General features: G+C 52.2%; 14 protein-coding genes and 3 pseudogenes. 13 read left to right on the top strand and 4 right to left on the bottom strand.

Going from position 1 to position 24,693, the window contains the following annotated elements; genetic code table 11:
* The first annotated feature begins 260 nt into the window (after positions 1 to 260).
* Positions 261 to 1,946, top strand: a complete 1,686-nt coding sequence (locus WDJ60_RS11260; protein ID WP_340100534.1) for a DUF4143 domain-containing protein — start codon at positions 261 to 263, stop codon at positions 1,944 to 1,946.
* Between the two features lie 500 nt (positions 1,947 to 2,446).
* On the top strand, positions 2,447 to 9,106 hold the full coding sequence (locus WDJ60_RS11265) for a sacsin N-terminal ATP-binding-like domain-containing protein (RefSeq protein WP_340100535.1): 6,660 nt from the start codon (positions 2,447 to 2,449) through the stop codon (positions 9,104 to 9,106).
* Positions 9,107 to 9,211: 105 nt separating this feature from the next.
* Here WDJ60_RS11265 and WDJ60_RS11270 read toward each other — a convergent pair whose 3' ends face one another.
* A complete protein-coding gene (locus tag WDJ60_RS11270; RefSeq protein WP_340100536.1) occupies positions 9,212 to 10,159 on the bottom strand; it encodes a DUF4268 domain-containing protein in 948 nt (315 codons plus the stop codon).
* Between the two features lie 150 nt (positions 10,160 to 10,309).
* Between WDJ60_RS11270 and WDJ60_RS11275 the strand changes: the two genes are divergently transcribed.
* The 9 genes and pseudogenes from WDJ60_RS11275 (at position 10,310) to WDJ60_RS11310 (ending at position 19,042) form a co-directional block, all read left to right on the top strand.
* The gene (locus WDJ60_RS11275) at positions 10,310 to 11,674 is read left to right on the top strand and encodes a restriction endonuclease (RefSeq protein ID WP_340100537.1); all 1,365 of its coding nucleotides are present in this window, start codon (positions 10,310 to 10,312) and stop codon (positions 11,672 to 11,674) included.
* A 513-nt stretch (positions 11,675 to 12,187) separates the two neighbouring features.
* Positions 12,188 to 13,000 carry a ParA family protein gene (locus WDJ60_RS11280; protein WP_340100538.1) on the top strand — a complete coding sequence of 271 codons (813 nt, stop codon included), beginning with the start codon at positions 12,188 to 12,190 and terminating at the stop codon, positions 12,998 to 13,000.
* Entirely contained in the window at positions 12,997 to 13,404 is a 408-nt protein-coding gene (locus WDJ60_RS11285; RefSeq protein WP_340100539.1) for a DUF8160 family protein, read from the top strand. Before WDJ60_RS11280 ends, WDJ60_RS11285 begins: the two co-directional genes overlap by 4 nt.
* Before the next feature lie 137 nt (positions 13,405 to 13,541).
* A pseudogene (locus WDJ60_RS11290) lies at positions 13,542 to 13,643 on the top strand (IS6 family transposase); the annotation flags it as partial.
* A gap of 57 nt (positions 13,644 to 13,700) precedes the next feature.
* Positions 13,701 to 15,566, top strand: coding sequence for an AAA domain-containing protein (locus tag WDJ60_RS11295; RefSeq protein ID WP_340100540.1), 1,866 nt, complete (start codon positions 13,701 to 13,703; stop codon positions 15,564 to 15,566).
* Between the two features lie 409 nt (positions 15,567 to 15,975).
* Positions 15,976 to 16,809 (top strand): annotated as a pseudogene (locus WDJ60_RS11300) (IS5 family transposase).
* Between the two features lie 141 nt (positions 16,810 to 16,950).
* Positions 16,951 to 17,217, top strand: a pseudogene (locus tag WDJ60_RS18840) (Rossmann-fold NAD(P)-binding domain-containing protein); the annotation flags it as partial.
* 151 nt (positions 17,218 to 17,368) lie between these two features.
* Entirely contained in the window at positions 17,369 to 18,505 is a 1,137-nt protein-coding gene (locus WDJ60_RS11305; RefSeq protein ID WP_340100541.1) for an acyl-CoA dehydrogenase family protein, read from the top strand.
* Between the two features lie 129 nt (positions 18,506 to 18,634).
* Positions 18,635 to 19,042 carry a universal stress protein gene (locus tag WDJ60_RS11310; protein ID WP_340100542.1) on the top strand — a complete coding sequence of 136 codons (408 nt, stop codon included), beginning with the start codon at positions 18,635 to 18,637 and terminating at the stop codon, positions 19,040 to 19,042.
* Between the two features lie 115 nt (positions 19,043 to 19,157).
* Here the strand turns inward: WDJ60_RS11310 and WDJ60_RS11315 are convergent, their stop codons facing one another.
* Positions 19,158 to 20,144 carry an LLM class flavin-dependent oxidoreductase gene (locus tag WDJ60_RS11315; RefSeq protein WP_340100543.1) on the bottom strand — a complete coding sequence of 329 codons (987 nt, stop codon included), beginning with the start codon at positions 20,142 to 20,144 and terminating at the stop codon, positions 19,158 to 19,160.
* 539 nt (positions 20,145 to 20,683) lie between these two features.
* On the opposite strand from WDJ60_RS11315, the gene WDJ60_RS11320 reads away from it, so the two are divergent.
* Positions 20,684 to 21,457, top strand: coding sequence for an IclR family transcriptional regulator (locus WDJ60_RS11320; RefSeq protein ID WP_340100545.1), 774 nt, complete (start codon positions 20,684 to 20,686; stop codon positions 21,455 to 21,457).
* A gap of 203 nt (positions 21,458 to 21,660) precedes the next feature.
* Here WDJ60_RS11320 and WDJ60_RS11325 read toward each other — a convergent pair whose 3' ends face one another.
* Both WDJ60_RS11325 and WDJ60_RS11330 read right to left on the bottom strand, forming a co-directional pair.
* Positions 21,661 to 23,163, bottom strand: a complete 1,503-nt coding sequence (locus WDJ60_RS11325; RefSeq protein ID WP_340100546.1) for a class I adenylate-forming enzyme family protein — start codon at positions 23,161 to 23,163, stop codon at positions 21,661 to 21,663.
* A gap of 206 nt (positions 23,164 to 23,369) precedes the next feature.
* Positions 23,370 to 24,167 (bottom strand): enoyl-CoA hydratase/isomerase family protein, encoded by a 798-nt coding sequence (locus WDJ60_RS11330; protein WP_340100547.1) that lies wholly within the window; start codon positions 24,165 to 24,167, stop codon positions 23,370 to 23,372.
* Positions 24,168 to 24,248: 81 nt separating this feature from the next.
* On the opposite strand from WDJ60_RS11330, the gene WDJ60_RS11335 reads away from it, so the two are divergent.
* Positions 24,249 to 24,662: an EamA family transporter gene (locus tag WDJ60_RS11335; RefSeq protein WP_340100548.1), complete on the top strand. Its 414-nt coding sequence runs from the start codon at positions 24,249 to 24,251 to the stop codon at positions 24,660 to 24,662.
* The last annotated feature ends 31 nt before the right edge of the window (positions 24,663 to 24,693 follow it).

Raw genomic sequence — 24,693 nt, forward strand, 5'->3', positions numbered from 1 at the left:
GTGGAGAAGGAGTAACCCTCCCATTGGTGGTGTATTCGGAACCTGGTGTAGCTCCCCCGCAGACCCAGAATCATCCACCTCCGTCTCTAAAACCATTCGTCGCTGTTGCAATTTTGTTTCATACCGCACTGATCGTAGCGCCTGTTCCGCACAGGCACCGATACGTCACGTAGAGATACAACTCTCTACAAACTATCTCAATAGATAGGCACATCTCGATGTGCGAAGCCTTTTCCTTTGCGGCGTATAAATACGGGTATATGCCGGATGTAGAGTCAGGGAAAGATTACATCGCTGACGTAGAGCAACACAACGAATGGTGGGATGAAGGCCCTTCTGTTGATCTTGAGGAGGTTATGGAGCGCTCTCCTCGGTCGGATTTTCATAGGATTCTACGCGGCATCGATGAGTATGACAAAGAAGGGGTAGAGTCGCTTGTCTACCCGATATTCGGACAGACGGGTATCGGGAAGACGACGATGCTCAAGCAACTCGTTGCGGCACTAATCGACACGGCGGATTTCCCAGAGAACGGTCGAGAGCATGAGCTCCTCTCTTCGGTCACTCCTCGACAGGTACTCTATCTTCCTCTCGAAGCCTCGCTGTACCATCTGGAACGCCCAGAAGATCAAGCACAAAAACTGACCCAGGTAGTAGAGTACTTCCGTTCGCACGTTGCGCCTCGCCGCGGTCGAAAATATATCCTCCTGGATGACGTGAACGTACTCGATCTCGGAGACCGCAGAACCAGCGTCCTCCGCGATCTAGTCGACAAAGACACCTACTTAATTCTCTCTGGAGTAGTAGAGGATCAGGTCGATCTCAGCGGAGAGGGTGATACAGACCGAATCGACAAGATTTGCTATCCCCTCCCAGTCCTCCCTATGAAGTTCGTCGACACTATTGGCTATCATGAAGACGAGGGCGGGCTCCAGGTGGAATTTGGAGCGGATTTTTCCGAGCAGCTCCGCTCTTATCGTACTAAAGGGCTCTCTGGATCATCTCCGATCAAGCAGATTCGTCTCGATCTCGACCTAACTGGTGGTAATCTTGAGGAAGCAGTACAGGGCCTTGAGGAACTTTATTTCGAGTATATCGATCCGGACAAGCGAGATGGCCTACACGACGCTGCACGCGATTATCTTCGGAAGGGGGGAATTCTTCACCGAGCGAAGAATGCGTCGGTCCGAAACGACCTCGTTCGGTCACAGTTCCTGCTGTTCCTCTACAAGGAACTAGCGAAGCACGGATCGGTGCAGCATCCTGAGAACCTCCACCGACTTTGTTCGTTCGCGGCCAGTCACGCTGGCGAAGAAGTTCAGTATACCGACATCAGTGATAGAATTGGTGTTGACCGTCGGACGGTTGACCAGTATCTCAACCTGCTTGATGAGGAGGGAATCGTCGTTACGGAGTCGCAGGATTTCTCACTGCGTCGGCATCGTCGTACACGCCTCTATCCTCGGAACCCCCGACACGCGGTACTCCTCTCACAACGACAGGAGCACTATGGTTTCGAAGAATATGAGCAACAAAATGTCCTCAATCACGAGTTCGAGTACAAACTCGCTCGAATGGTCGCGTTTGACCACGCGAAGAGGCTTGCATTCCAGGTTAATGCTTACGATGTAGAGTATTGTGAGACAGACTCTGGGCTTGTCGATTACATTCTGCACCGCGACGGACTCGTTGTACCATTTGTTCTCTCGTACCAACCATACAACGACACGGCAGCCCAGGTCGCTGCCGAGTTTGACCCCAGCGTCGGCCAGCACTCAAAATCTGGCAGCGAGGAGTTACGGGATTTAGACTACGAAGCGCCATACCGGTTCGTTATCACGGATAACCTTTCGGCGGAGTCAGTTGGCGAGGGCTCTCTCGTCGCCGAGCGAAATGGCACCTCCATCTGCTACCTCCCGTACTGGCTCTTTCTGCTCATCTGCTGACGCACTCTGTCGAAGCGACCACGTCGATCTCACTCGTCGATTCGTGATGGAACGTGTATGAATTAACCAACAGACAACAATATACGAATCTTGTTGGTTAAACACCTTTTCGCAGGAGAGGTGCTTCTCGTGAAATGGTGCACTATGTGAAGATCGGCTCAAGCATCCGTCCGAACGTCAGCTTTGACAGAGACATCTCCCCTGATTCACGCCACTACACTGTAGAAATACGCTCGTTCCGCGTGTATACATAAGAGCGTTCTGCGTTAACCAACATAGGTTCTCCATTTCATAACTTTGTTGGTTAAGAGCGGCCTGTCGGTTCTTCGCCTTATCGAGTGCTGCTAAACCGGCCTCCAAACGTAGGCGTATGCAAACTACTATGTCGGTATTCCGTCAACTGGTGCTACGTGCGGCGCGATGCAAGTCGGCCGCGACGGGTAGCAATAGATATGACACGGCAGACCAGGCCAGCCGCCCAGTGGGACTGGGGCGAGCAATTGATTCGGCCACTCGAAAAAATCGTCGAGAGGGTCGCAGCGTACGACTCGGATGATGACACCTCCGACTTTGAGGAGATGTTGCTGGAACCGCTGAGTATCAGTGGGGGCGAATCCTTCACCGCGGAAGACCACCGCGGGCGAGAAATTCTCGAGTTGCTACAAAATGCTCAAGACGCAGCCGGTGGCCTTTATGAAGCAGAGTCTGACCCAGCTATCGGAACACGGGGCGTCTATATTGGCATCAGTGATGATGGCCTCGTCGTCGCAAACACGGGCGACACGTTCGATTTTAGCGACCCGGAACGACGCAAGTCACTCCGCATCCTAGGCCACTCTGAAACCAGTGAGGAAACGATCGGTCAATTCGGTGTCGGACTTACATCGATCCGAAGTATGGGCGAGGCCTATGAAGTCTGGACAAAGGCTCCCGGCCAAGTCGGAACACTGGAACCACGGGACTGCTGGCGTGTCTTCTGTGGTCCCCGGACGACACTCGCAGCCATCGCGAGTGCGGTCCCCGACGCAAGAGGAATCGGACTAGGAGACAAGGCGTACGAGCGATTCTGTGAGACTGCAATTGGTGGTTCTGAAGTCCTTGATACCTCGATTGATACTAATCAACTGGAGTCAGTCCCGCTTTCGGCCGACCAGATCCCTTACTTCACCTATCCGGTTGCGATGCAAAGTTGGGACCAAGTCCTCGAAACACCTACCAACGGGGCCGCCGACCGTCCACTTCGAGACCGAGCCACAGATCTCTTAACATACGGTGAAAAGAACGGCTCGGACTTGGATTCATGCCCATCCGAGATACAGTCATTACTATCGGACGTTGGGCCATTAACAACGGCCGTCTTTGTCGACTTTGAGGATGAAGATTGGCGAGCATTATTTGAAGCCATCACGGGGACGCAGCCGTCGTCACCAGACCAGGACCCAGCAGAGCGACTGGAGGATCAGGCTTGGTTTGACAATAGCGATACGGACCGAGTCACACCAGAACTCCTCCTCAATCTGGGGCACATCGATCGTTTGGTAGTCGAGCGATTCGGTGACAGTATAGATGATCCAAGTAGTCTCCAGAGCTGGGAGGTGTTTGGCCGGCAGCGTGTCGAAGAAGACGATGCAACCGATCTTCCGATCGCTGGCCAGGAGATTAGACATGGGTCCGGAACCGAGGAGGTTGCTGTCAGAGAAGTAGCTGTCCAACTCGAAACAGTCAGCACTCACAACCACCTCGAAACACCTGCTAATACAGATACATCAACCTACACGTTCTGGGATGCCGAATTCACCGACCGTCAAAAGTATGGTGACTATGACTGGTATGACCACCCCGACATCGAAGGGGAGACTAGCGACGATGCGGGAGGAGTTGATACTGAAAATGCACAGATAGCAAAACAGGACATCGAAATCTCAGTGCTTCTCCAGACGGTTACGAGTGATGGTGACAGCGAGCTTTATGCGCCCCACTTGTACTATCCTATCAGTGGTGCCGAGAATCAGTTCCCATACTGTATCCACGGAGATTTTGTCGTCCAACAGAATCGACAAAGCTTGGCTGGAAGTGGCCTAGAGCGGAACTGCGTCGTGGCAGCAGAAGCTGCAAGACTAATCGGATACTTGAGTGAAACACTCGCAACTGCAGAAGAGCTGCCCAAGATAGAGCGCGCAGCAATCCCCTGGCGCTTGCTTCCGAAACCGCTGGAAGACAACGAGGAGTATACCGACTGGCCCGTTGCTGAAGAGGTTGCCGCGAAAAGTATGGGTGAAGTCGCCGATAATGAACCTCTGCGAGTTCTGAGAGCAGCCATCTACCGCCGACTTCGGCATCACAATAATATCCAGGTTGTCTCGGAGGATACCCCTCAGGCGTCGCTCATCGCCACTGCGGATACTACACAAAATGTGCTACTCCACTATGATAGGTCTGTTCTGGCAGGGATCAGCGCACTCTATCCGCTGGTAAACTATGCGGACTCGGAACTGGATCCTGCCCGTGTGCTCCAGCGTGCCGATTCTGCTGTCGATATGTCGCTTCCAACCGAGACGACCTTAGACACCCTCTTGCGCTGGCTCGTTGATGGACAGGTCCGACCGGAGGCAATCGACAGTAGTACCACCTCGGATAACCCCGACAATCATCAGGATTCTCTCTCAACAGGTCTTCTGGGACATCTACAAAGCGGGGTGTCTACCAATCGGGACTCTCGTCTTGAGCAACTGGTGAGCAGAGACGATCCTGATACCGACCTCAAAACGCAGCTGATCACTCCTTGGTGGTCCGTCTTGCAAACATGGGGCGAGATTATCAATACTCAGACCGACGTTGGATGTGCTATTTCAGAGGTTCCCCCCGAAACTGGCCGAGCAGTTCTTGAAGCGACAGTGACACTCGGTGAAGAGGACGATACATTCCCAGATGAGACTGAGTTTACCCCAGCCACCGAGGGCCCCTACCTCCTCCCATGTGATCCCTTTATCCAGAACCAGGAGTCGGACCTCTCGGTGTCCGAACGTACTGAGAGCCACGTCCAGCTAGTCCGAGTCGAATCTCACGAAACACGTGGAGAGCATCAGCGACAGATCCTCCGGCCACAGAATGAGACTAACGACGAAATTGTACCACCGGAAGATACTGGGTTTGCACTCTACCTTCTCAGCAGGACGACATCTCCAAAGAGTCAGCAGGTAATCAAAGATGCCAATTGGGGAACACGGGAGTATGCAGGTGCAGCAGACTTGTATCGGACTCTCCTCAGAGACGTCCGAGATGAGTCCGCTGGAATCTCGATAGCCGACCTCAGCTTCCTGATAACGGTCTATAATGCAATCGACTTTGACTCACAGACCATTGCGCTTGATGCTGTGGAAGGTGGTTATCATCCCCAGGAGCAGATCAAAAAACTAGCGAGCAGTACGACCGCTGTCGACAATCTGAAACCCAGAGTCAACGCGAGACAGATCTCGATTCCAGCGACACTACTGGACGGTGAGGAACCGAAACCTGGTTACACTATCCGATTTGGGGGAGAGTTCATTCGGGATTGGCTTTCGAATCACTTCGAGACGGAAGATGAGGGGGCGACTCCGCTCGAAGATCTAACTGAGGCTGACGGAGACCAACTAACCCAGCCACCTATTCAGACTGAGGGACCCGTTGCAACGCTTCCCTCGACCGACGAACTGGATGGATTGACTGAGCACTCTTCGGCCGAGATCGCCACGCAACTTGGGATGCTTGGTGTATCCGTGTTGCCCGATGTTCGGACGCTTTTCCTTCGAGGCGATGATATCCACCCGGATCGGCAAACAGTTTCGTCGTGGAACCCAACGACGTGGACAGCCGAGAGCGACGGTCGTCTTTCGGAACTTACCGATGTTTTGGACTCCACGATCGGACAGACCTATCTCGACCTCTTAGTGACACCACCGTTTGGTCCAGGAGAGAGTTCTGATCATACACCTAACTGTGACGTTAAACACTACCCACAGAGCGGGGATGACACGCTAACTCATGAGCTTGCTAATTATGATGTTATGCTCACATCCTGGTTGTGGCTCTCCCCCGAACGTACTGCGGAGATCACTGCGTCGGAACTCGCGAATTTATTAGAGTTGTATGGCGATGCACTCGCGGACTCAGTTCTCCAAACAGGATGGTCGTGTGACTATGGAAAAGGGAACACACAGAATATTGCGAACTTCGTACCTTCTCTCCTCAATTGGCAGTTGCGGGCGGTAACCGACTGGGATGAGGTTGAGTGGTTCTACAGCCCGACCATCGATGGGTTGTGGACCGACCATGACGAGTGGGGATTGCAGTATGCTGTACTGGAAGAAGATATCGACAACCGCAGCACTGCTGCCTCTGCATTCCCACGTATTGATCCAGCGGCATCACCTGTCCCCGAATCGGTTTGGAGAACCCTCGGGGTGAAAGCACTCGGAGAATTGAACGCAACCGAAGCCGCATTTCGGCTCAACGCGCTCATTGATGCAGCAAGCGCTCCTGCCGCCGACTCAGATACTGCCGTTGGGGAAGGATATGTCGAACATGCCAATCCTGCAATAGAACTTCCAGGTATTGCAGCAATCGATGCGTGGCAAACTCTCTGTGGGACACTACTTGGCACAATCGGAGCAGAGGTAAACGACCGCAGCGACGAGATGACGCTCGGGAAACTGCAGTTTCTCGACCGGGTGCCAGCGCAAACCAGCGATGGCACTTGGGTCGGTCTCTCGTGTGATACACTCGATACCGCTGTCTACTACGACTCCACCGAGAGCGACTGGGAGAATCGACTTGCCCAACTCGAAGCCGATACTGATGAGATCGATACAACCGACGCGGATGAAAAAGCGGACGTGGAGTCCAGGCCTAACCGGTATCTGCTCCCTCGGCCGCCAAGCCGCTACATCAGTGAAGACGAATTTGAAGCCCTCTGGGAGGCGACGGAAGCCACTCAGCAGCCATCTCAATACCCAGAGATTGACCGATCCAAGACAACCGACGCGGACGGTGATCGGCTACAGAACGCCCTTGAAGATCCCGAAATCAAATACGGAGTCTTGGCGGCTGCACCGGGTAATGAAGCACAGACAGACCACCGAAACCAATACGAGACGATCACCGAGACACTCCGACGTATCGATCATAGCAAGACTGACAGCAGCGACCGAGAAACTGCATGGCGAGTTACCCCCGTTGATAGTGAGACAGGGTTAGATCTGGATAATGTAACAGCAGCATCGAACTACACGGTTGCCTATGACGACAGGGTCGTTGATGATCCAACGGAACCAGTTTCTCTTGCTGACCTCTTTATGGCTCTCTATGGGGGAGGGAACAAAGACTCCTACAAGCTCGCGCTTCTTGGCCGAGATGTCGAAGGTAAAGACACGGTCCGGGAAGAACTCCGCGCGACCGACGTACAGGAGCTCGAAACGGATCTCCGGCTTGCTGCGATTCTATTCGACAGCACAATCACAATTGAACGGGGGATGCTAACTCTTCCAGACGGGATAGCTGTCCCCGACCTTCGGGAGAAAATTGCACGCTGCTTGGAAGAAGGCACCCCCTTCGCACAGGAGACAGAACGTGTGATGGACGAGTCAGTGGCAACGGCGATCGATGGAATGTGTACAACTGAATCGACCACCTTCCGAATTTGGGCCGGGAAACTCATTAGGACGTCAAATACACGGATTGGCATACTCAAATCTATTCTCGGTATCGACACTCCCCATGAATCCCCTTCGAAACAGCAGCTCACCGCCTTGCAGCGATTGGAAGAGACACTCCCAGCATATCGATCCACAAATCGATTACCCGCATTCAACGAACTTCTTCCGAACGGACACCCTCGTCGAATAGCCGAGATCCTCCACGAACTGGTCACTGGAATCCAACAGACTACCCACCGGCAAATCTCTAATCCCCGCGAGCTTACAGATCTCCAAGCACACGGTGCATCATTAGCATGGGCTGATCGTATATTCCCAAGTGAAGAATCGGGCGAGTTGATCGGCTTCGAGTCTAGTGTGGAGCCACTCACTACTCGGCTTCACAATGATTCCACGTGGTTCCACCTCGCGTGGTGGCTGGCTATTGCTGAAGAGCCCCCTCTAGAGACACCATCCGCAGAAGCGCTCGTGGAAGCCATTGCTGAATACCTCGGTGGCTCCCCTGATGAGTTCCGAAACAAGATACTCGAAATGACTAGGCAGGACTATTCGAACACCTCTGGACGACAAACAGGGAGTTCGTCATCGAGTGACGGGTATACGGAAACAGATAACACTACGTTATTCAATCAGATGGCGTCTGATACTGACTGGAAAACCCGTGGCGATGGGCTTGACAGCGATTTTTCAGCATCAATCAGCTCTCTGGATGTCGATGGTAGTAGCGGTGGAGGAGGGAGTGGAGATGGACCCATCAATCAGACCGGGGACCAGCCACGGGTTGCAGAGCTTGATGTCCTGCAGCGATCTTATGAGGCCCTGTATGAGACTGACCTGCCACTCGAAACGATTCAGGCCCAACTTGCTGCGATGCGCCGAGACTCCCATAATTATTGGCGACCAGTGGATGGGTGGACAGACTATGATCTATTCGCAGTTGATGCCTTACCCGCCCCTGACGAACTAGGTCAATCTGGAACGGAGTTTCCAACGAGGGCCTTTGATATCACTGACGAGGGAGATGCTGGGTATGATATCTTGGACCTTACGGGCTGGGCAATCCGACAAGCCAGTGATGTCTCAGCTCCATCCGAGGGCGTTGAGTTAACTCCGTACCAAGAATCCGATACGTTGACCCCGGTTCCTGTAGAAGTGAAATCTGTCGACCCCGACCGTCCTAGTTTCAAATTCAGTCTCAATCAGTACCAAAGGGCATACCAATTCGTGACGCCCGCCGGTGAGTATGGGTCGGTTCCCTACGTGCTGTGTCTCGTTGATGTCAGTCTGTCTGGGCCGGATGATGAGCCGAGATACAAAGTCGATCCATATGATATAATCATCATTACCTGTCCACGTGACCTCCGCCAACTACTCCCATCAGAACTCTCCCCGAATGACAACGAGAGCCTAGTCGATACGCTCATCCTCGAAACCATCTATGGTGGTGACTTAATGATCAGCGAGTAGGAAACTTACCGGCACTCGCTCCTGACTCTGAGATGGTGGAACAATGATCGTTACCTGTGGAGCTGGTTTGGCACAAACAGCATTGTCCGTCCAATGGCCACCGGATTATAATTTCTGCACTCGATCGTGGAACACTTCATGAAATTGCTCGCCGTGGTTCAACATCCACTCCAGATATTCGTCCCACTGATCTTGATCGGCCAAATCAGCCGATTTTGTGATATTGATTCGACTCCGATCTTTGCCGGAGCGTGTTTCCTCCGGCTCATGCCATGTTAACTCGTGGTCGAACTCTGCTTCGATTTGCTGAGCTTCTTCGTTAAGTTGCCAGTATGCCTCTGCATCGTCACGAATTACGATCCCAACCCCGAGTTTGTCGTCCTGCGAGTTGACCGTGAACTGTAGCTCAAAACCTGCCTTGCCAATTGGGTTGTTGTAATAGTACTCCGGGTATGGCTTTCGAGCACTGAGTGGAGTCTCACGATCCTCAATTCGATCACGGAACTCGGTCCAAAACTCTTCTTGTAATTGCTCTGTCTGGGTTAATTCGCCCTTTGATCGCTTGGCTTTCTCTTTCCACTCGCTTGGTTCTGCGACAGGATTTAGACGGGCTGCAGGCTCTGAATCACCTATCTTCCAAACCTCGAGGCGAATTGCGAATAAGTCGACACCTTCCCTGCTATTCTCGTTAAGCCATTGGATCGCGTCTCGATGTTCGTCGTAGAATCGCGGAGCTAGCCATACGATGATGTCTGCATCAACCCCAGAAGCATAGGCAATAGACTTCCCCAAATGGTCGTGGTCTGAGGGGTTGAGTTGGTTCTCGATGACAACATTTCGATTGTCGTCAACGACTCTCGCTAGAATATCCACGTTGTACCTGCCAACGCTTTTTTCCTCCTCAATGATCTCCAGATCTAAGCCTAGCGAGTCCTCCAATTCGGATACACCTTCAGCACGGATTTCATCTGCGACCCAAGGTGTGAATTCTTGTGCTTCATGCTCCCAATACTCGCGCACCTCCTGAGATTCAAGAGAAGCGAATTCCGGCATATTGGGAAGCACCAAGCCAAATACCAAAAATATGTCTGCTCATACATCACCGCTATTCGTAGTGTTCACTGAGGGTACGAAAGTCAAGGGCTTACATTCACTTTCCACCAACATATTTGGTTGTCGAGAGATAGCATCCGGATACATCGAATGGCTGTTCTAGACGATCTCTCCGGGTTTGAATTTGAGGATCTAATTGAGGATGTCTTTCGGAATCTCGGCTATGAGAATGTTCGTCAAGCTGAGAAGACGGCTGACGAGGGTCGCGATGTGATTATGGAAGAGGTCGTCGACGGTACCCGTCGGGCTATTATCGTTGAGTGCAAGCATACTGGTACGGTCGGCCGTCCTGTTGTCCAGAAGTTGCACTCGGCCATTGCGACGTTTGATTTTGATGGCCCGAAGAGTGGGATGGTTGTCACAACAGGTCGCTTCACGAATCCAGCCGAAGAGTATGCTGAACGACTCCAGGAGAATGATGACCCCTATCCAATCGATTTACTTGATGGGGAGGATCTCCGCGAAATTGCCGACGAAATTGGCCTTGACCTCTACAACGGCCGTATCGAGATTCTCTGTGACGAGACACTCCGGCCGTTTGACCCGACAGCTGATGTCGATGCACCTGTCCAAGAAGCGATCCGGGACATTGAGAACCTCGAAGTTGCCGACCTCCCAGCACCGTACTCGGTTGCCACGTTTCGCCCGGTGGTCGCGGTTACGACTGACACGAACGCAGTCTTTGAGACGTCGGTCGGTGTAATTCACCGCATCAACGACCGGACACAAGTCGTTGTCCACGCCGAACGCGGTCATCCACAGGTAGCCGACGACAATGTCGCGACGCTGGTTACTGAGAACCTCAATGCGACGATTGACCTCGACACCGAGCAGTTTGGAAACGTGTTCAATGAGATCGACGAGCGACGATTCGGACAGACACAAACCGAATACAAGGAATGGGCCGTTGACCGGCTGCAAGAGTATCATACGACGACAGTGAGCTACACCGGTGACAATAACGTCACGTACACCAAGACTTGCGAGCCGAACCGCTCGGACATCTCGGTCCAGTCAATCGAACCTGTGTATCTTCCGGAGATCTGCCACACAATTGAGTTGCAGGAGTATACCTACCCCTACGAATACTATGCAGCGGGACCATCTAGAGTGACCACTGAGAACGGGATCCATCGCTGCGTCCACTGTGACACGAGTGGCGTCGACAGAATCTATACTTACTGTCCGAACTGTGGCGCAATCGCCTGCACTAGTCATACCAAGACCGAGCGTCTGGAGGGGGAGCCGGTCTGTACAGGCTGTGCGGTCACCGAGCGGTTCGCGTTGAAAACGAAGTATTTCTACGATGAGGACAACCTCTCGACGTTCCGTGAAGAGTACGCCGAGATGCCCCTCCACAAGAAGGCGATGGAGAACAAGTTGTTAGTTGGGGTTAGTGTAGTCGCAATGCTCCTCCTCATAATTGGTCTACTCGCCGTTGGCGGTGTCATCTAAACCATTCCTTACTCAATCTCAGCTAGGGTCTCCCTGTTGAATACGGGGACAGCCGCGGGTTCCTCTTGAAAATTACCGAGACCTCTTGTCTATCTCAGTGTGTGGTTTTACACACTACAGAAGTTGAAGGTCGATTAAAATCCACCTCCGAAACTGGTTGAGTGCTGTTCCGTTTAGACTCACTGAGTATAATCCCGACGCGTCCATTTCGTTCGATACTGTGAACAGGACAATTCTTTTGCTGATTTTGAAAACGAGTGAAACGAACAAAATGAGAGTAATGAATGTAACGAACTGATTTGTTGATACGAAGTGCTTGGTGCTGAATCGCACTTCCTTCATTGAATAGAACGAAGAAAACGAACAAAATCTCTTCAACGAGCGAAACGAACAGTTGGTTTTATTATTATAGTACTCCTTTCACCGAACGAAACACCCTCACTGAATAGAACGAGCCAAACGAACATAACGAGAAAAACGAACAAAACGAACTAATTGAGAGGAACGAAAGAGATGACTGATACCTCACGAATCACAGTAGCGAATCAGAAGGGCGGGGCAGGGAAGACGACCGATGTTATTCACACTGGTGGCGCACTTGCCGCCAGAGGACACGATGTCCTTCTCGTCGACATCGACTACCACGGGGGTCTCACCTGCTCACTCGGATACAACGATTTGTACTATGACACTGACCGCACGACGTTGTTCGATGTGCTCGATTTCGACCAGATGGACGCAGTCAACGACATCATCGTTGAGCACGAGGAATTCGACATCCTCCCCGCAAGTGAGAAGCTCGCGAACAACAAAAACATCCAGACGCTCCTTGAAGCGCCAAAGAGTCGAGAGCGGTTGGGGATGACACTTGACGAGCTAGACAGAGACTACGACTACATTGTCGTTGACACGCCCCCATCCCTGAACGTCCTTACTGATAACGCACTGGTGGCGACCGGCAACGTCGTCATCCCTGTCATTCCTGAGAAACTCAACGCCAACAGCCTCCAAATTTTCGCGAAGCAGCTGAGCTCCCTCGAACAGGCGTATGGAGATATCAATCGGCTCGCGATTGTCTGCAACCGTGTCGAACAGAACGCCGAACACCGTGATACTATCGAGGAGATTAAATCGGCGTACTCACTTCCTATTTTTGAGATCCCGAAGCGCACTGATCTCTCCCAATCAATCGGCGAAGGTGTGTCTATCTTCGACTTCGGTAAGGAGAACAAGCGCGTCGAGGATGCACGCGACCTGTTCAACGAGATTGCCGACCTGTTCGACGAGACGTTTGAGAAGACTGCCCCTGAGGAGGTGGAAGCATGAGTGACGGCTGGGGTGATGCTTCCGGCATCGAGGGCAACTACGAAGAAGAGGACGAAGAGACCGATACCAGCGAAACAAGTGGAGTGAGTGAAACTGTGGAAACCAGTTCAGCGACCGAACCGACCGAATCGACTTCAACGAATGAAACGAACAAAACGAGCAAAACGAAGACAAATATCAAGGATGAGTGGAATGGGAGGACGATTTACATTCCGGACGACATTCTTAATGAGATGGAAGATATCTATCTCGAATCCCAGTTGAAGCTCCGAAAGGCAGGCCAAGACGAGTTCAAGAAGAATCGTCACTTCTACCCGCTTCTCGTGCAGTTCGGTATTGAGGCGCTCTCTAATGCAGATGCTGAGGAAATTCAAACTCGGCTTTCAGAACTTGGTGACGAGTAACTTCACGCATGACCCTTCCGGACTGATGAATAGGTTGATGAGGTTAGCGAGGTCCTCGGGGTGCAAATTCGACGCCTAGATTCGGAGGGTAGGATCAACTACAAACAAACTCGAATGAGATCGCACGATTTCACCAGCGCCGCCCCTCCTCGTTTTCAAACTGCTTTAGCTACGTCGAACCAGAAACAGCCAAATCATGGTTCCAAGCTTTCGCTCGTTGGCACAATGATACAAACTAAACACTATCATATGTGAAATGAGAAAAGATAAACAGATTTGGACATACATTCTGGTAGATGACATCGATATCTCCTGAAAACCCTCTTTCAATCTCACCAAGTGAATATGGGAACCAGCTACGCGATTTTATCGACCACGAGGCTGATGTTGAGAGGGAAAACAACCGAGAGACGCTCACTTCAAACAGCTCACAGACTCTCCGACGGATGGACATTGGATTCCTGCCATATGCACAACCGCTTGGCGGCATCCGGAGGGTACAGATGCGCGTACAGCCTGCTGTCGAAAATCCTGATGACCTAGACATACGTGATGACTATGGGCTGTTTGAGGACTACGAGATTCTCGTCCAGTGTTGCCAATACGAAGAAGGTGAGCAAAACGATGAATACGAAGTCGTCGAAACTCTCACAGGGACAATAGGGCGGATTAACAACGGGTACATCACTGTTGGATTCCCTGAATTAGCCGTTTCTCAGGACCGAATTGATGAGGCTAACAAGACCGTTTCTGAGTGTGACTTCGTCCATATCGGTGAATTACTTAACCCAACTGTTTTCAACAGAGAGGAAAATGCAGTTAAGGGAATAAATGAGGAGGTCCTGGCTTACTTTAGCGGGAACCGTGACGTGGAGTTCGCGGAGAACTCGCGTGCCCTTCGAGAAAGCGAACGCAAAGACGACGAGCTGTACGAGAACAGGAACCAATCTGAGGCGATCAGTCGGGCACTCACTGCGGAGGGTCTAACCTGCATTCAAGGGCCACCTGGGACTGGGAAAACAAGGGTGATTGTTGAGTTGGTTCGCCGATGTGTTGAAGCTGGCCTGACAGTACTAGTCACCGCTGAGTCTCATCAAGCAGTCGGGAATATTCTTGTTGGAGATAGTAGTGACGGGGATATCGATGAACACTGTCTCCACTACCACAAACGGATTCACGGCTTCCCTCTTGTGCGGGTTAATCCGAAGCATGACAAGATGAGCGCGTTTGAGCAGAAACATTACGGATCAGACCAACCCTCGATCTCGGCTCCACAGTCTGAGGCGGGAGTCGTCTATGTCTCGACGAACAACAGTGCTGCTCGGTTAGGTAATCCCAGCAGTAACCCGTTCGACGTGGCAATTGTCGACGAAGCTACCCAATCACGTCAATCATCAACGTGCATCCCGATTTCACGGTCTGAAAAGACAATTCTGGTTGGAGATCACAAACAACTCGGTCCAGAGCGTCCGTTCACTCCAGATGATGCCGGTGAGCCGCCGGAGTTGGATTTCGATGCCGAAGAATCGTTATTTACTCATCTGTATGGGGGAGAAGCTGGGGTTTACGGAAACGAAATTGGTGTCAAGTTCGACCAACAGTATCGGATGCACTCTGATATCGCTGGCTTTTCTTCCGAAGAATTCTATGACGGCGACCTTACCACAGCAGTTGATCGGACGCCCCTCAATAATCTCCAACCGATTCTCGCCCAACATATAGAAAACAGAGACTCGAAAGATACCGAGTGCAATCAAACCGAAGCGGAGGCCATTTCCGAGTATCTTTTGAGGCTGGTTGGCGTTACTGGAGTCTCGCCAGACAACATCGGTGTCGCCACCGCATATCGTGATCAGGTCCCGGTTCTCCAAACAGCGATAGAACAACGTGACTTCAACAATAAACCTATTCTTGTCCAGACCTTCGACGCATTTCAAGGGAGTGAGCGTGGGGTGATGGTTCTCTCGTTCGTTCGATCAAATTCCTACGGAGACATTGGATTCCTTGGTGGCGAAACAGGAGAGCGACGACTCAACGTAGCTATGACGAGAGCAAAACACCACTGCGCGATGTTCGGGGACTGGGAAACACTAGTGGAGGGAAGCGATCTCTATGCTCGCCTCCGAGAGTACATTCAGCGAACCGGTACGCTCATCGAGTAGCATTCAGGTGGCAATAGGTGACCACAACCTCGGAGGAGAGATTTGATGCGTGCCTTTTATTCATTCATAATTACCTTGAAATGGGTGACATCTTGTGGTTCCATTTTACTCTCACCCAGGAAACTTTTCTAGCATGCATTTCTAGTACTCATCCGAGAATCAGCAGATGTGGACCTATTCATCCTTATTCAGTGTGGAAATACGGCACACATCAAAACCTAAACTCCGAAAGTCGAGGGAACCACAACCTCGGAGGATAGATTTGATGCGTGCCTTCTATTCATTCACTATAACCGTAAAATAGGGATTGGCTTGTGGTTCCAATTTACTCTCACTCCGAAGTATTTGTAAACTAGTAAGATCGGCTAAATGTCTAACTTATTAGGAGGAGAAGGGGGAAAAGCCGGTTGTGTCATCCAAGCTCGCCCGCTTCACTGATCGGGTCGTGTCGCTTGCTCAAAAAGCCGTCGTCGGAGAGCCAGATCCAGCGTTCGAAGCGGGTGATGGCGGCTACGCTTACTGGATAACCGTGGCAATCTACGGCCTCCGTGAATATTTTGATCACACGTATCGACGGTTACTGGACGTGCTCCACGATATACACGGAATTGTCGCTAAACTCGATCTAACGGTGTCTGAGCTACCCGATTTTACCACGTGTGTACGCGCAAGCAGGATCTAGAAATGCGGATCTGGGGCGTCCTGCTGCGGTTGTCGGCGGAGTTGTACAACACCGGTGATGTGCAGGCGATCGGCTCAACCGGCATGGATCGGAGCGCTGCCAGCCAACACTACGCTAAACGGACAAACTACACCTTCGAGGCGGTGAAAACCACTACTCTGATTGACTGCAGGACTAGTTTGATTCTAGATATACATTGCTAGATGAAACAACCGCATGATTCCCAAGATTGGCTGGCAGATGGTCACACGCAACCTCGACAAACTGGACATTCTCACTGCTGACAAAGGCTACGACTGGTGGCTCTTTCGCCAAAGATTGCGTGCAGAAGGCGTTAAACCGGTTATCAAGCACCGCGAATTCGGTTGGCATGGCATCGCCAAGAATGTATTGCAGGATGATACGATCTACCATCAACTCTCGAACGTCGACTCCACGTTTTTCGCGTTCCGCCGCAAATATGGTGAAGTCGTTCGTGCTCGAACCTCGTCCGGTCAGTTCCGCGAACTCGTTCTCAAATGCGCTGTCAGAAACATCGGACTCAGCGTCAGCCACTCATGACCGTCAAATTACGCGTCTAAATAAGGCCCTTTGAACTCTTTTCATGATACTAAAATGAGAATTTTGTATGTTCGGCGGTGACGTACTCTTCGAATCGAGAGAAAAAGCGATCACCGTCCTCGGTGATCGCGCACCAGATAGGTCCCCGTCGCGGACTTGTTCCACGATCTCGCCGCTGACAGACTCGCCGACCTGAATAACGAACTTAACGTCGATACGCTGGTGGTTGCCGACGAACCTGAAACCCGACGGAGAGTACTTGGCCTCGCGAACGAAATTACCGGAGTTCGAGCACTAAGTGCTGGGCCAGTGGCAAACGCTGGCGAAGCCGAAGGCGTGACACCGCTCGTGATCAACATTGCCCGGTACAACGAAGACATGCACAATGTTGGCGTTTCGTTCCACTAACGGGGGGCGAGAGAACTGCTGGGCGATGCATGGAGATTTGAAAATCCTCGCTCAAATCACGAATAACCGGATGAAAGAACACACCGATTGATAACTTATCGTAAAATCACTCACCGACAGTTATAATTGAATGCGGTGGTGTATCAGAGGTATGCGATTGAGTGACGAACAAGCGTTTATCCAGCAAGAGGTACATCGGTTTGCGGAGGAAGAAATCGAACCAGCAGCTGTAGAGTACGAACGCAACGGGACGTTCCCCAGAGATATCATCGAACGGGCGGCTGAGCTCGACCTTCTCGCCCCCCGATTTGATGAGGAACACGGTGGAGCGGGAATGGATCTGGTGACGGAACTGCTCGTCAACGAAGAACTCCATAGGGCCGACCCGGGCATCGCAGAGACAGTTACGTCCGTCACATTCGGCTGTGAATCGATCGTTGAACACGGAACGGACGAGCAGATAGAAGAGTACGTTCAGCCAGCGATCAGAGGTGAGAAAATCAGCGGGGTCGCGATGACAGAGCCGGAAGCGGGCTCCGATTTCGGTAACATCCAGACGACAGCAGAGAAAGACGGCGGGGAATACGTGCTCAACGGAGACAAAGTATTCATTAGCAATGGCAGCGTTGCAGACGTACTCGTCGTCTACGCCCGCACGAGTTCGCCAGATAGTGCACACCGAGGGATTACGGCATTTCTCGTCGACACCGATACACCGGGTCTCAAAGCCACACAGATGGAAGGTCATCTCGGGCCGGCGACAACGGACATCGCACAGGTCTTTTTGAACGACGTCCAAGTCAGCGAAGAGAATCGGCTCGGTGCCGAAGGGGAAGGATTCTATCAGGCGATGGAATTCCTTGACGAAGGACGTCTCAACGTCGCTGCATCGGCTATCGGCGCTGCTCGCGGTGCTCTGGAACTCCTCATAGAGTACGTTTCCGAGCGCCAGCAGTTCAAAGAATCGATTTCGGAAAAGCAAGCAGTGCGGCACCGCGTTGCAGATCTCCGCGCTCGCGTGACGGCTGCTCGTTCGTTCGTCTACGAAACGGCTAGGGAGTTCGAAGCGGCAGACGAGTTCGATACCGAGCAGACAGCGATGGCAAAACTCATCGCGACGACGTTACTCGAAGATGTTGCCAGCGAAGCCGTGCAACTCCACGGCGGCTACGGCTGTTTCGACGAGTATCGCGTCGAAACGTACTTTCGCTTCTCTAAGATTCCACAGATATACGAAGGGACAAACGAAGTATTGCGGGAGGTCATCGCTGATGCGACGTTCGAGTAACTCGTAACCTTCACCCCGGGTATCTGGTTTCGCTGCGCTTTTTCACATCTCTGGATTTGCCGATTCGTCAGTCAGCTGACGACGAAGACTTGGAATAGTTTTAATACAATCTCTCTTTAGTATCCTGTTATGTATCGGGTACTGATACCCCTTGATGAAAGTGTAGACCGTGGATTAACCCAAGCGGAGTATCTCATTGGACTCCCTGTAGATGCAGAGAGCGTCGAAGTCGTTCTCATGCACATCTTGGAAAACGTCAAGCAAGACGTTCCCGACGCGATGCGTAAACCGGGGCGCGTCAATTCGGTCCGGCGTGTGCGCGATCTGCTCGAAGACTCCGGCTTCGACGTCCGAGTCGAGAGGGCCGCTCAGTCACCGACGGAAGCGATTAAATCGAAGGCAGCAGAACTCGATGCCGATGAAATCGTTATGGGCGGACGGAAACAGAGTCCCGCAGGTAAGGTACTGTTTGGAAGTGTAACCCAGTCTGTACTGCTCAACAGCGATCTCCCCGTCGTCGTGACCGGCGGCAGCTAACGCTGCAGTCGACACGGACGGAAACGCTTACTCTCTTGTAATCTGACAACTCACGCACTCTGGCGTATCGTGTGCGCGGAGAAGAAATCAGGCGAGCGATCCTGAATCCGACGATTCAGTACGTGCCGAGGTGGTCGATGGTTGATTCCATGAGTTCCGCCTCCGCAGATCGTGGGAAGAAGAGATGGATCTCGTCGGCAGGGGTGTTTTCGAATGCTTCGAGTTGCTCGTGGGCCTGCTGTGGGGTTCCAGCAACGGTCGTTTGCTCGAGAACCTCATCGCTGATCGTGTCTGCCGCTGCTTCCGGTCCCTCTTCGTGCCAGGCATCGCGGATCGCATTGGCATTCTCTCCAAAGCCGGCATCAGAGAGAGTGCGATGATAAAACTCGCCCATCGCGCCGATGTAGAATGCAATGTGATGCCGCACTGCTTGTCGCGCTTTTTCTCCGTCCTCACTGATTGCTGCCACGGTGTTGGGCGCAACTGACAGCGCATCTGGGTTTCTCTCGCGTTGTTCTGCGCTATCTACGAATTCGTCGTACAGTTCTTCGATACGAGTCTGTGGAACGAAAATCGGCATCCACCCGTCGGCGACAGCACCGCTCATTCGGACATTCGATTTCCCCAGTGCTCCGACGTAGATCGGGACGTCTCGCGTTTGGCGTTGGGCACGAAATCGGAATCCGTCCAGCTCGAACGATTTCCCGTCGTGAGAGACGGTGTCTCCGGAGAGCACTTGTCTGATAACGTCAATCGTCTCAGCGGTGTATCCGATCGGTCGTTCGAAGTCCTCGCCGTGCCAATTCTCGATCACCGCGGGACCGCTAGTTCCGAGCCCCATCGCAAAACGACCCTCTGTTGACTCGGCTACAGTTGCGGCTGCTTGGCCGAGTAGCGCAGGCGAGCGTGTGTAGACCGGCACGATTCCGGTTCCAAGTGTAATCTTCTCTGTGAGTTGGGACAGTTCTCCGAGCAGTGTAAAGGCCTCCCATCCCCAGGTTTCTCCGACCCAGACGGAGTCGAGATTCTGGTCTTCGGCTCGCATCGCATAGTCCCGCATGAGGTCATACTCGAGGTCACTGACGTTGATGCCGATTTTCATGTGGTACCACCTGCAACGTCGAAGACATTGACACAGCTACGTCTATCCTTGACTGTAACTTGCTGACGCATGCCTACTGAGTCGTACTAGTCGTAATTATATCTTTTGGCGCGGAGCAAACCATCCCCCAACCAAGACCCACGTTGTAGTTTGAGCTCGACCCACTCGATTCCTTCGGGTGAGCCGATCCCCAAGCAAATCGTGCCAGTAAGGACACCGATTTGCTGTTTCTCTCTACCGAATTTTTATATTCTTGTTCAGTCTCAGAGATTACAATACTATACGTGTGATTCTGAGTTTTACGAATTACACACATATGTTTGTAAGTAATTCCCTCTCTGGCCACAAGGAATTTCTGGCAGGTGTTTAGACTGGAAGTTGGTTATTCAGATATGCGAGAGGAGCTACCAAGGGATGAGGATATTGGTAACATGCATCAAGTATGTGTTCTGTACACATGACTGGTGATGAGATCTCATAGAATCTCTTGGATTTGGCTCTGGGGAATTTTTATAAATGATGGGGAGTGATATAACCCAATGGCCTCAAACAATCAAAACATGGTGCACGCGACCGAAACCTCGCTTCAGGTCATCGAGCAGATACAAGAACTCGATGGAGCAACGATGGCGGAACTAGTAGATAGTCTGGATATTGCTCGCAGTACAGTTTTCAGTCATTTGAACACCCTCCAAGAGAATGGCTATATCACGAAACGTGGTGAGACGTACCACTTGGATTTTAAATTCTTGTTTCTCGGAGAGTATACCAAACGGCGCGACGATGCGTATGAACTGGCGGATTTATACGTCAAAGAGATGGCAGGCGAGTGTGACGAATATGTCGACTTCTGTGTCGAACAAGACGGTCGATTGCTTACGGTTCATCTCTCTGTTAACGGCATCCAGAATCCGCAATTTAAGGTTGCTGAGTACTACCACATGACGACCACCGCTCAAGGGAAAGCGATCCTCGCAAACCTTCCGCAGGAGCGCATTGAAGAGATTATTGACCAGTGGGGGCTACCCCAGCGAACCGAGAACACAATCACCTCAGAAGCTGCGCTGTTCGAGGAACTCGAAGCGATTCAATCGCAGGGATACGCAGTAAGCCATCAGGAGTGCATCGAGGGACTGAATGCGGTCGCAGTTCCGATAATTGCCCCAGATGGAACAGTGTTCGGTGCCTTCGGAATCAGCGGACCGAGCTACAAGATGAGTGACGACATGATCGAGACAGAACTACTCCCGATCCTCTCCGAAGAGAAGACCGACTTCGAGACAGAAGCGCGAGAATTGTATATCTCGTCTTGAGGCTGCTGGATTCTCTCGGCAGAGAGAGAATCCATGTGATGAGGTTGCTGACTCGGACAATGTGGGGAAACGGAGTTTAAATAAATTTGCGAAAGCCGAATTGACTGCTTCCTGAGTGGCCAGGTGGCGCTAACGTCACATTGAGCAGCGTTTGCAACTCAGTATTTGCTCGCAAACGTCACCAGAAGCAGGATTATGATCGGCTACTCCGCAAACTGCTCCTCAAGCACAGTTCGTTGGATCTTGCCGACGGAATTTCTGGGTGGGTCGTCGATGAACGTGACTTCGCGTGGGTGTTTGAAAGCAGCGAGGCGCTCCAAACAGTGGCTTTTAATCTCCTCTTTCGAAATCTCCGCACCTTCACACCGGTCGACGAAAGCGACTGGTTTCTCGCCTTTCCGCTCGTCGGGCTTTCCGACGATGACGGCGTGTTGAACGCCGTCCAGTTCTTCGATTACGTCTTCGACTTCTTGGGGATAGATATTCTCACCTCCTGTAATGATCATGTACTTCGCTCGCTCCTGCAGATATACATACCCGTCTTGATCGATCCGTGCGAGGTCTCCGGTGTGAAACCAGTCGTCAGTGAATACCTCTGCTGTCACCTCCGGCTTTCCGAGGTAGCGTTCCATCACTGCATCCCCTCGGATCAGCAGTTCCCCCGTTTCCCCTCGAGGCAGGTCGCTACCATCGTCCTGGTCGACAACCTTCACGTCGAACAACCGGTCGTCTGCCGTTCCGACGCTTGGAATCCGCCGGTCAGTCGATGGTTCTTCCCAGACACCCGCTGCAAACGTTTCTGTCATTCCCCACCCGTTCAGTACGGGGCACTCAAGGAGTGCCTGAGCATTGGGAATGAGCTCTGTCGGGACGCCAGCCCCACCGGTGATCGCAACTTCCAGTGACTCTGGTGTCCAGGTATCGGCCGCTGGCGAGGCCATCAAATCCTTGTACATTGTCGGAACGCCGGCAAAGAACTCGATCTCGTGCGTGTCGATACATTCGATCGCCTCCTCTGGATCCCACTGTTCTAGGAGCACCACCTCACCGCCAAGCTTGAGCGTCGCTCCGAGGTTCATCAGACCCCAACAATGATACAGGGGGAGCGCAGCGAGATACGTGGTGTCTCCCCGAAGTTCGTAGGAGATTATCGCCAAGTCGCTGACCTTGATGAAATTCTCGTGAGTGTGGATCACTGCTTTTGGCTGCCCCGTTGAGCCACTGGTGTGTAATATGAGCGCTCGCTCGTCTCCGTGAGTCTCGGGGATGCGATACTCACTACTCGCTGAGTCGACCATGCTCCAGAAATCGTTGCTTGCGGCTGTAACCTCATCGGAACAATAGACCGTTATCGATTGGTCGATCTGGGTAATCGACTCCACGTTGTCGGCCGTTGTGACGACCGTAGATGGCTCCATATTCGAGACGAGCGACTCCAGTTCACCTTGTTTCATCCGGGGATCGATCAGCCCGGTCACGTGCTTTCGAGCCAGCATTCCAAACATTGCGACAGCGAATTCGTAGGTGTTCGGAAGCATCACGGCCACTCGGCTTTCAGGAGAGATTCCGTCGGCTCGCAGCACGTTAGCGAAGCTTCGAACATCGTCTACCAACTCCGCGTACGACCACTGTTCCGTCGCCGACCGAACCGCCGTCTGTGCCGGATTACTACGCTCATTGAGAACCAGGTAATCGGTAAAATTCATACTTGTATTACTCCGTGTAGGCTACTCTAGCTGGTCGCCCTTTAGAAAAGCACCACTCTTAGCCGATAAAAATGTTTGGGATATGTACCAGTGAGTGCCATTTTCACTGAACTGAGCAATTCAGAACTTGACCCAGGACGCTACGGCACACACCTGTGGACAAAAAACAACCGAGAAGTCGACTTGATCGTGTCCGTACGAGGAAGTTATCGTCCTTCCCAATCGGGCGGACGCTCTTCTCTGCGGGCTGATCTAGCCTCAGCGTAATCGCGCGTTGCCATCAGTGCATAGAATTGTGCCCACTCGTATTTTGTTCCCTCTTCGATATCGGCATCTTTGGCGAAGTTCGCGGTGTGTTTGACACCACGGACGCCGAGTGGCGGACGATCGGCCAGTTCAGTCGCAAACTCATCAACTGTATCGTCTAAGGTCTCGCTTGGGCAAGCCCGATAGATAATCCCTTCCTCTTTAGCTTCTCGACCGGACAGTCGCTCACCGGTCATGCCCAGTTGTTTGGTTCGGGTAGCACCGATTTTCTTGACGAGACGTACAGTACCGCCAGCCCCGGGACAAAGCCCATGCTCGATCTCGGGGAAGCCAAATTCGCTGTCCGTCGCGGCGAAAATGAAGTCACAGGCAAGCGCAAGTTCTAGACCGCCACCCAGACAGTAGCCCGATATTTTCGCGATAACAGGGGCGCCGTACTGTTCAATCGCGTCGTACATCCGGACTGGCACGAGTGGATGATTCGCGTCCTCGCCGAATTCATTGGTGTTCGCGCCGGCAGAGAAATGCTCTTCACTACCTTCAAGAATAACTGCCTTGACCACGACCCCTTGTGCCTCGTCGTCTAGTCGCTGAAACCGTTCAAATGCTTCTGCTATCTCACGCCGGGTTCTCCAAGAGAGCGCATTGAGGCGCTCTGGGCGGTTGATCATGACGCGGCCGATACCAGTTTCGTCATCTAAAGACCACTCTATATCCTGGAACTCGCTTCGTGACATACTATCAATGGTGGAAAGCAGACACATAAACCTAGCCTCGAGACCACCACATTCATAATTGGCTTCGTGGTATTACCTCGCATGCCTGTTTCACCGCTTGTACTTGCTCTCATTGCGATGGTATCGTGGGGAGTCTGGACTGCGATGGTCAAAGTGGCGACCGAGACGGCCGATCCAACCGTGGCGATGATACTCTCATATGTTACCAGCATCTTCGTAGCTGTCACTTACGTCTGGTTCAATTCTGAGAGCGTGGTCTTGTCCGGGGCAGGCGCTGGATGGTCGCTCGTCAGCGGAATCTTTGCCGGCGTCGGTGCCATCGCATTCTACTCCGGCATCGCGAACGGGCAGGTTGGGACTGTGACCACGATCTCGGCCCTCTATTTCGTCGTCGCTGCGTTCATTGGAATCGTGATGTTCGGAGATTCGCTCGGTCTACAGGAAATCGTTGGCTTTCTGTTCGCGGGCGCTGCAGTGGCACTACTAGCGGGCTAACCGTGTTGCCGACACAACTTCAGACGGATCT

Origin of the sequence: Salinibaculum salinum, assembly GCF_037645885.1 — an archaeon.
In the GTDB taxonomy this organism is placed as follows: Archaea; Halobacteriota; Halobacteria; order Halobacteriales; family Haloarculaceae; genus Salinibaculum; species Salinibaculum salinum.